This is a genomic window from Kitasatospora phosalacinea (assembly GCF_000717185.1).
GTDB classification, from domain to species: Bacteria; Actinomycetota; Actinomycetes; order Streptomycetales; family Streptomycetaceae; genus Kitasatospora; species Kitasatospora phosalacinea_A.
Window position 1 is genome coordinate 1 of record NZ_JNYE01000164.1, and the last position, 8,522, is coordinate 8,522.

Below are 8,522 nucleotides of genomic sequence, written 5' to 3' on the forward strand. Positions count from 1 at the left end.
TGCGGGCCGACAAATCCGCTGGAGGACAGCCAGTCGGCGTCGGTCAGCCGGTGGGTCAGACCCGCCGGAGGAGCCACTACACATCCTCACTGTCAGCCGTGCGGGACGACGGCGACCGGGGCCGTGCAGTGGTGGACCGCCGCGTGGGCGACCGCGCCGAGCCGGGTGCCCAGGCGGTGCTCGCGGCGGCCGACCACGACCAGGTCGGCGCGGGCGGACGCGGCGACCAGCGCGGGCGCCGCGCCCCCGGTCCTGGTCTCGACCACCGCTTCCACCCCGGGGTGCGCCGCCCGGAGGGGCGCGAGCACCTGGAGCAGTCCGTCCCGGATCCCGGCGCCCCGGAGTTCGACGTCCTCCTGCGGCGGCACCCAGCCCGCCGCGGTCCAGAACGGGACCGCCTCCCACCCGTGCACCGCCCGCACCCGCGCTCCCCGGAGCTCCGCCTCGGCGAACGCGAACTCCAGCACCGCCGCGGAGGACCCGCCCGCCACCCCGACGACGACCTCGGGGCGGTCGGCACCCTCGTCGGCACCGTCGGCACCGTTGGCGGGCGCGCCGTCGCGGACCAGGACCACCGGGGTGGTGCTGCGGGCGGCGACGGCCAGCCCGACCGAGCCCACCAGCAGCCCGGCGAAACCGCCGAGGCCGCGCGAGCCCAGTACCACGAGCCGGTGGCCGGCGGCGCGGGCGAGCAGGGCGTCGGCGGGGTCGTCGGCCACCGCCTCGGTGACCACGTCCAGCCCGGGGTGGGCGCTGCGCAGCCGGTCGGCGACCCCGTCCAGCTCCCGCAGGGCGCCCCGGCGGGGAGCCGCCGCGGGCCCGTCGCCGTCGGCCTGGCCGAGCCAGGGCCAGGCGTGCACGACGCGCAGCGGCACGCCCCGCCGTGCCGCCTCGGCGGCGGCCCAGTCGACCGCGGCCCCGGAGCGCGCCGATCCGTCGAACCCGGTCACGATTCCGTCCGCCATGGCCGTTCCCTCCCGTTCGGCGGTGACCCGGTGTCCCGCCTCCGGTGCCATGCTGGCGCTCCCGGCGGCCGCCCCGGCAGGGACCGATGGTCCCCCGGGTCGGCCCCTGCGGCCCTACGCCGCCGGGCACCGCGGGGAGGAGGGTGGGGTCACCACCGGGAACACCGAACCAGGGGAGGAACGCCATGCGGGAACAGGACGCGGCACCGCGGAGGATCGTGGTCGGGGTGGACGGCTCCCCCGCCTCCGTCGACGCGTTGCGCTGGGCCGTCGGCCAGGCGCACGCGGTCGGGGCGGACGTCGAGGCGGTGACCGCCTGGCTGCACCCGTCCGCCCCGGGCTGGAGCGGGCACCCCGACGACGAGGAGTTCGGGGCCGCCATCGCGCACAAGATCCTCGACAACGCCGTCGCCGAGGTGTCCGGCCCCGGGCGCCCGGTGCGGATCGCCACCCGGGTGGTCAAGGGCGGCGCGGTAGCGGCCCTGCTGGCCGCGGCGCGCGGCGCCGAGCTGCTGGTCGTCGGGAGCCGCGGCTTCGGCGGCTTCAGCGGGGCGCTGCTGGGATCGGTCGGCCAGCACTGCGTCCAGCACGCGCCCTGCCCGGTCGTCGTGGTCCGCCACGACGCTCCGTGACCCGCGACCGCGCACGGACAGGAACGGAGAGAGGAACGACGATGCGACACCGAACCGTGGGACAGCTGATGACCCGTCCGGTGGTGAGCGTGCGGCCCGGGACGGGGTTCAAGGAGATCGCCCGGCTGCTGGCGGAGCACGACATCACGGCCGTGCCCGTGCTGGACGCCGAGGACCGGCCCGTCGGGATCGTCTCCGAGGCGGACCTGCTGCTCGGCGAGTGCGCCCGGGAGGACCCGTCCGGGCTGCTGCTCACCCCCCGCCTGGCGCCGGAGCAGGCCGCCCGCAGCCGGGCCACCACCGCGGACGGGCTGATGAGCCGTCCGGCGCTGTGCTGCCGCCCCGAGTGGACGGCCGTCGAGGCCGCCCGCCGGATGCAGCACGCGCACCTCAAGCGGCTGCCCGTCGTCGACGAGGCCGGGCGGCTGATCGGCATCGTCAGCCGCGGCGACCTGCTGCGGGTCTTCCTGCGGCAGGACCGGGCGATCCGGGAGGAGATCCGCCACGACCTCCTCGACCGGACGCTGGGCCTGTCCCCGGACGCCCTCGGCGTCACGGTCGAGGACGGCCGGGTCACCCTGACCGGCACGGTGGAGCGGCGCAGCCTGGTCGGCGTGCTGGAACGCCTGTGCCGCAGCGTGGACGGCGTCGTGGACGTCACCGTGCTGCTCGGCCACCGCGAGGACGACACGGTGCGCGCCGCGGCGGAGCGCTGAGCACCCGCTGCCCGCCGGGCCCGCCCCTGCACCGGCTGCGCCACGGGCCGCTGCCCGGTGAGGGGGCAGGCCCCGGGGCGGCGTCGGCCTCCCCGGCGCACCCGCGAGGACCCGCCGACCCGCCCGGCCGGACGCGGGCACCGGCCCCGGACGCGGGCCCTGCGTACACGGCTGGACGGGCCGGCCCGGCAGCCGTCGGACCGGGCGGCGTCGACGTACTAGGCTGCGGCTCCCCGGAACGATCTCCGTTCCCCGCGGAAGCGGAGCAGATGTCCCCCACCACCGCCCCGGTCGGCGCCGACGGGCGTCTCGACCCGCAGGAGATGGTCGTCCTGCACCGCGTCTTCCGCCGCGAGGTACCGCTCCTGGCCGACCTGGTCGAAGCCGCCGCGCCGGGCGACCGGCGGCGCACCGCCGTGCTGGCCGACCACCTCGACCTGGTCCTCGGCGCCCTGGGCGAGCACCACGAGGGCGAGGACGACCTGCTGTGGCCCAAGCTGCGCGAGCGCGCCGCTCCCGGCGACGACGTGGTAGCACGGATGGCGGACCAGCACGAGGGCGTCGCCGGTGCGCTCGCCGCGGCCACCGCACTCTCGCGCCGCTGGCGCGCCGGGGCGGACCGCGACACCGCCCTGCGCCTCGCCGGGGCCCTGCGCGCGCTGGACCGGCACGCCGCCGCCCACATGGACGACGAGGAAGCGCACCTGCTGCCCCTGATGGCCCTCCACATCACGCCCGGCGAGTGGTCCGAGGTCGGCGAGCGCGGGCGCCGCAGCGTGCCCAAGGCCAAGCTCCTGGTCTTCCTCGGCGCGATCCTGGAGGACGCGACCCCGCAGGAACGACAGCTGTTCCTCTCGCAGATGCCCGCCCCGGCCCGCCTCCTGTGGCGCACCCTCGGCACCCGTCTCTACCGGCGCACCACCACCCGCGTCCGCGGGACCGGCACCGCGGCCCCCCGGGCGTAGCAGCCGCTCCCCCGCCCGGCCCGTCCCGGCGGGTACGCCGCCACCCGGACCCGCCGGCCGCCGCGCCCTGACCGACGGGAGCCCCGCCCCGTCCGAGGCGGGACGGGGCAGGGGCTGGGCAGGGGCTGCCCGGTGGTGAGGGGTCAGCAGCCGCTGTCGGAGATCACGTAGTAGCCGTCCGCGGTCTCCTTGAGGGTGTGGGTGGTGAACAGGTTGTACAGGCCCATGTTCTGGTTGGAGCCGTTGGCGTAGGTGTAGCCGCCGCCGGTGTGGGCGCGGCCCGCGCCGACCTGGGCGTAGTTGCTGCCGGTGAAGCACTGCGGGGTGTAGGGGCCCGCGGTGGTGGTCGCGGTGACCGCGGCGGACTGCGCGCCGACGGTGCCGGAGGAGTCGACCGCCGCCACGGTGTACGCGTAGCCGGTGCCCGCGCTCAGACCCGAGTCGGTGTACGAAGTCCCCGCCGTAGCACCGACCTTCACCCCGCCCCGGTACACGTGGTACGACGAGGCCCCGCTGACCGCCGACCAGCCCAGCGTCGCCGTCGTGTCGGTGGTGGAACTCACCGCGAGGCCGGTCGGGGCCGGGAGCGCGGTGGTGCCGCCGGAGCCGCCGGAGCCGCCGGAGCCGTCGAGGCCCCAGAACGCGGCGGTGTAGTAGCTGGAGCAGATGGTGTCGAGGTAGTACGCGCCGGTGGAGCCGCACTGGCCGGTGCCGGAGCCCGGGTCGACGGCGAGGCCGTGGCCCATGCCGGCGATCGAGTACAGCTGGACGGCGGGCTTGCCGTCGGCGTCGTCGTAGCTGGTCAGCGTGGTGTTGCCGGGGAGGGACCGGGTGCTGGAGGCGGTCTGCGAGATGCCCCAGGCGTTGGTCCACTGGTCGCGCAGCTCGGTGCCGTTGACGGGGTAGACCGTGTAGTCGGAGCTGCCCTGCCAGATCGCCACCCGCGGGTAGCGGCCGGTGTAGCCGGGGTACGAGTTGCGGACCTTGTCGCCCCACTGGGCGGGTGAGAGGTTCATGCTGCCGTACTGGCAACTGCTGGCGCCGCTCTGGGTGGTGGCGCACTGCGCGCCCAGGCCGGAGTCGATGGCGCCGCCCGCGAAGACGTCCGGGTAGTCGGCGAGCAGGTTGGCGGCCTGGCCGCCGCCCGCGGACAGGCCGGTGACGTACACCCGGCCGGTGTCGCTGCCGTACTGCGCGACGGCCTTGTCGACCATCTGCTTGATCGAGAGCGCCTCGCCCTTGCCGCGGGTGCTCTGCGCGGGGTCGAACCAGCGGAAGCAGCTGAGCGAGTTGTTGGACGAGCCGGTCTGCGGGTAGACCACCGCGAACTTGTACTGGTCGGCGAACTGCGCCCAACCGGAGTGCGCGTGGTAGTCGGAGGCGCTCTGCGAACAGCCGTGCAGGGCGATCACCAGCGGGCGGCCGGTGCCCAGGCCGTCGGGCGCGTACGCGTACATCGCGAGGTTGCCGGGGTTGGAGCCGAAGCTGCTCACCTGGGTGAGGCCCGCGGCGGCGGCGGTGGGGGCGCCGGCCGTCAGCAGGCCGGCCGCGAGCGCGAGGGCGCCGGTGGCCGCCGGGATCCAGCGGCGGGCGGCTCTGGTGCGGGAGTTGCCGGGCAGGGTCATGAGGGAGCTCCTGGGTGGGGGGTGGGCACGACCGCGGGCTCCACCGGGCGGCCCGGACGGGTGGGGCCGTCGGGGGCCGGTGCGGCGGGCCGTGGACGTGCATCATGCGATCCCTGGCAAGGCCCGGTAATGGCTGCGGCATCCACCCTCGGCCGGGCCGTCATGTGCGGGCGCGCCATGCCTCCCGGCCTGCCCGCCGAAGGGGAGGCGGGAGGACGGCGGGCGGCGGGTCACACCCCGCTGGGGGTCTTCTCCTCCCGGGGCTGCTGCTCCGGGTCGGCGAGGTCGCGGCCGCGGGTCTCCCGGGCGCACAGGACGGCGACCAGGGTGATCACGGCGGCGACGGTGACGTACAGGGAGATCGGGGTGGAGCTGCCGTAGTCCTTCAGCAGCGCGGTGGCGATCAGCGGGGCGGGCGCCCCGGCCGCGACGGAGGCGAACTGGGCGCCGATCGACGCGCCGGAGTAGCGCATCCGGGTCGCGAACATCTCGGAGAAGAACGCGGCCTGCGGGGCGTACATCGCGCTGTGGAAGACCAGGCCGACGGTGATCGCCAGCAGGATCGCCGGGAACGACTCGGTGTCCAGCAGCCCGAAGAAGACCCACGCCCAGACGCCGACGCCCGCCGCGCCGACCAGGTAGACCGGCTTGCGGCCGACCCGGTCGGACAGCGCGCCGAACAGCGGGATCAGCGCGAACTGCACGGCGGAGGCGATCAGGACGGCGTTCAGCGCGGTCTGCTTGTCGAGCCCCAGGTGCCCCACGCAGTACGCCAGCACGAAGGTGGTCAGCACGTAGTACGAGATGTTCTCGGCCATCCGGGCGCCCATCGCGACCAGCACCTCGCGCCAGTGGTGGCGCAGCACGGCGAGCAGCGGGGGCTGCTCGGCCTCCTGCTGCACGGCCTTGCGCGCCTCGGCCCGGGCGAGGGCCTCCTTGAAGACCGGCGACTCGTCGACGGCGAGGCGGATCCACAGGCCGACCATCACCAGCACCGCGGAGAACAGGAACGGGACGCGCCAGCCCCAGGCGAGGAACTGCTCGTCGCTCTGCACGAAGGTCATCAGGTCGAGCACGCCGACCGCGAGCAGGTTCCCGGCCGGGGCGCCGCCCTGCGGCCAGGACGCCCAGAAGCCGCGGCGCTTCGGGTCGCCGTGCTCGGAGACCAGCAGCACCGCGCCGCCCCACTCGCCGCCGAGGGCGAAGCCCTGCACCAGGCGCAGGAAGGTGAGGAGGACCGGCGCCGCGACGCCGATGCTGGCGTAGCTCGGGACGCAGCCGATCAGCGCGGTCGCGCCGCCCATCAGCAGCAGGCTCAGCACCAGCAGCTTCTTGCGGCCGATCCGGTCGCCGTAGTGCCCGAAGACCAGGGCGCCGAGCGGGCGGGCGGCGAAGCCGATGGCGTAGGTGAGGAAGGACAGCAGGGTGCCGGTCAGCGGGTCGGCCTCGGGGAAGAACACCCGGCCGAAGACCAGGGCGGCCGCCGAGCCGTACAGGAAGTAGTCGTACCACTCGATGGTGGTGCCGATCAGCGAGGCGGCGACGACGCGGCGCAGGGCCGCTGGCCGGGGAGCGGGGGGCGTGCCGTTCCCGGCGGGGGTGGAGCTGGCCATGGGTCACCGATTCCGGGTGGGTGAGGGTGGGGAGGGACGTCGCCACACCGTAGGAACCCGCAGTTCACGGGCCTATGTGGGAAGGATCCACAGTTCGGCGGGCGGGGGTGTGGGTGCCCCCCACCACCGGGCCGGTGTCCCGTCTCACCGGAGTTTGACCGCGGTCCCCCTGGCTAGAACGGGGGCTCCACGCTGAACCCGTCCGTAGCGGCCCAGGGATCGTCCTGCTCCCGCCGCTCCACCACCTCCCGTTTCCGTTCCCGTTCCCGTTCCCGTTCCCGGCGTTCGGCAGCCGCGCGGCTCTCGGCGATCGTGGGGATGGCGTCGAAGGCCTCGGCCGGGCGGCCGTGCTTGATCAGCATCTCGGGCAAGTCGTGGCGGACCATGTGGTGGGTGGAGGAGCGGAGCAGCGCGAGGGCTTCCTCCAGCCGTCCGTCACGCTCCAGCAGTCGGGCCGGCGCGGAGTCCCACAGGCCGGGCTGCCGCTCGTTGAGGGCGGTGGCCTCCGCGATGCCCTCCTGGTAGCGGCCTGCCTCGCCCAGCAGCCAGATCCGCAGGTCGTGAACGTGGTCCGGGTGCTCCTTGACGTATTCGTCGGTGCGCTCGCCCAGGATTTCGAGTGCCCGGCCGGGTCGGCCGTCCTCGACGAGCAGTTCCAGCGCCCATTGAAGGAAGTTCCAGCAGTCGTAGTACTCGTAGGTGGGCCGACCGGTCTCGACGGCTTCGTCGACCCTCCCCTGGCGGACGAGGAGGCGCATCAACGCCGCCCGGTCCTTCGGATGGCCGTGGGCCTCGATCCCGTCGCGCAGCACGGCCTCAGCCTCGGACGCCCGCCCCGCGTCCTCCAGCGCCTTCGCGTACACGTCGAGAGCGGAGCGGTGGTCTTCGGCAGCCAGGGCCTCCAGCTCGTCGATCAGGCCCTGCCGGGCGAGGAGTTCCGCGTACTCCTCCGGGAAGTTGGTGGGGTGTCGCCGGCCCGAGGCCCGCTCGGTGCGCAGGACCTCGACGGCCTCGTCCGTGCGCCCGGCCCGCTCCAGCACCCGGGAGATCAGCAGCAGCACGTCCCAGCGTTCCGTTCGGCCCGTCCCGCAGAACCCGCCGCACCGCTCGCACCCCGCGCCCTCGATGCGCTCCAGGCGCTCCGCCTCCCGCGTGAGCACGTCCAGGACCAGGTCGTCGTGTCCCCGGCCCTCGGTGATCTCGACCAGGCGGGAGCGGAGCCAGTACTGCCCGAGGTGGTGCGTGAGCACGTCGACGGCCTCCTCCACCCGTCCGGCCTGCGACAGCAGCTCGGCGTAGCGGGCGCACACGTGGCCGTCGCCCAGCTCGGCGGGGTCCGGGCGCGCCCTCGCGAGTGCCTCGTCGCTCTCGCCCCGGCGGATCATGATCTCGGCGGTGACCCACTCGGCGGCCCGCCAGCCGATATCCGTGAACGGGTCCACCAGGGCCAGCGCCCGATCGAACTCCCCGGCCGCACACAACTCCCGGGCCGCCGCCTGCGCGCAGTTCCAGTCCCCGTGCTCCCGCGCCGCCCGGACCAGCAGGTCCAGCTGCCCCAGGTCGAGGAGGGTCCGCACCATCCGCGGGGAGACGCCACCGTGGTGCCACGCCTGCCAGGAAAGATCGTCGATGTTCACGCGGGCACCCTATGGACCAGCGCCGACACCCTCCGCTCAACCGAAGCCAAGATGCTCACGGCGGGCATCTGACCTACGACGTCAAGCTCCGATGAGACGAGTTCGCACCAGTCGAACTTCGATGAGACAGATCAAACTTCGTTGAGACGGGTCAGCCGGGGCGGGGTGCTGCGCGGGGCGGCTCAGTGCGCGGTCCACCCGCCGTCCAGCGGGATCGAGGCGCCCGTGACGTAGCCGGTGTGCGGGCCGCACAGGAACAGCACCGCCTGTGCGACCTCGTCCGGTTCGATCAGCCGCTTCACGGCGGTGCGGTCGAGCATGATCCGCTCGACCACCTCGTCCTCGTGGATGCCGTGCGCCAGCGCCTGC

Annotated in this window: 8 protein-coding genes; 3 read left to right on the plus strand and 5 right to left on the minus strand. The window is 74.7% G+C overall.

Annotated features, from left to right (window positions below; translation table 11 throughout):
• Positions 1 to 92: 92 nt before the first annotated feature.
• Entirely contained in the window at positions 93 to 965 is an 873-nt protein-coding gene (locus OO57_RS36590; RefSeq protein WP_033257158.1) for a universal stress protein, read from the minus strand.
• A 185-nt stretch (positions 966 to 1,150) separates the two neighbouring features.
• Between OO57_RS36590 and OO57_RS36595 the strand changes: the two genes are divergently transcribed.
• From OO57_RS36595 to OO57_RS36605, 3 genes are all read left to right on the plus strand, one after another.
• Positions 1,151 to 1,597: a universal stress protein gene (locus OO57_RS36595; RefSeq protein ID WP_033257151.1), complete on the plus strand. Its 447-nt coding sequence runs from the start codon at positions 1,151 to 1,153 to the stop codon at positions 1,595 to 1,597.
• A gap of 41 nt (positions 1,598 to 1,638) precedes the next feature.
• Positions 1,639 to 2,313 carry a CBS domain-containing protein gene (locus tag OO57_RS36600; RefSeq protein ID WP_033257153.1) on the plus strand — a complete coding sequence of 225 codons (675 nt, stop codon included), beginning with the start codon at positions 1,639 to 1,641 and terminating at the stop codon, positions 2,311 to 2,313.
• Between the two features lie 269 nt (positions 2,314 to 2,582).
• Complete coding sequence (locus OO57_RS36605) at positions 2,583 to 3,278, plus strand: hemerythrin domain-containing protein (RefSeq protein ID WP_033257154.1); 696 nt, start codon at positions 2,583 to 2,585, stop codon at positions 3,276 to 3,278.
• 143 nt (positions 3,279 to 3,421) lie between these two features.
• Here OO57_RS36605 and OO57_RS36610 read toward each other — a convergent pair whose 3' ends face one another.
• The 4 genes from OO57_RS36610 to OO57_RS36625 all read right to left on the minus strand — a co-directional run.
• A complete protein-coding gene (locus OO57_RS36610) occupies positions 3,422 to 4,903 on the minus strand; it encodes an alpha/beta hydrolase family esterase (protein ID WP_033257155.1) in 1,482 nt (493 codons plus the stop codon).
• Positions 4,904 to 5,133: 230 nt separating this feature from the next.
• Positions 5,134 to 6,516 (minus strand): MFS transporter, encoded by a 1,383-nt coding sequence (locus OO57_RS36615; protein WP_199811397.1) that lies wholly within the window; start codon positions 6,514 to 6,516, stop codon positions 5,134 to 5,136.
• Positions 6,517 to 6,689: 173 nt separating this feature from the next.
• Positions 6,690 to 8,153 carry a tetratricopeptide repeat protein gene (locus OO57_RS47120; protein WP_158715369.1) on the minus strand — a complete coding sequence of 488 codons (1,464 nt, stop codon included), beginning with the start codon at positions 8,151 to 8,153 and terminating at the stop codon, positions 6,690 to 6,692.
• Positions 8,154 to 8,335: 182 nt separating this feature from the next.
• A partial coding sequence (locus OO57_RS36625) for an SDR family oxidoreductase (RefSeq protein WP_033257157.1) occupies positions 8,336 to 8,522 on the minus strand: 187 nt, incomplete at its 5' end.

Bases quoted from the DNA above. Each gene is read 5' to 3' on its own strand.
- OO57_RS36595 (WP_033257151.1), top strand. From the start codon at position 1,151: ATGCGGGAACAGGACGCGGCACCGCGGAGGATCGTGGTCGGGGTGGAC.
- OO57_RS36610 (WP_033257155.1), bottom strand. From the start codon at position 4,903: ATGACCCTGCCCGGCAACTCCCGCACCAGAGCCGCCCGCCGCTGGATC.
- OO57_RS36605 (WP_033257154.1), top strand. From the start codon at position 2,583: ATGTCCCCCACCACCGCCCCGGTCGGCGCCGACGGGCGTCTCGACCCG.
- OO57_RS36600 (WP_033257153.1), top strand. From the start codon at position 1,639: ATGCGACACCGAACCGTGGGACAGCTGATGACCCGTCCGGTGGTGAGC.
- OO57_RS36615 (WP_199811397.1), bottom strand. From the start codon at position 6,516: ATGGCCAGCTCCACCCCCGCCGGGAACGGCACGCCCCCCGCTCCCCGG.
- OO57_RS36590 (WP_033257158.1), bottom strand. From the start codon at position 965: ATGGCGGACGGAATCGTGACCGGGTTCGACGGATCGGCGCGCTCCGGG.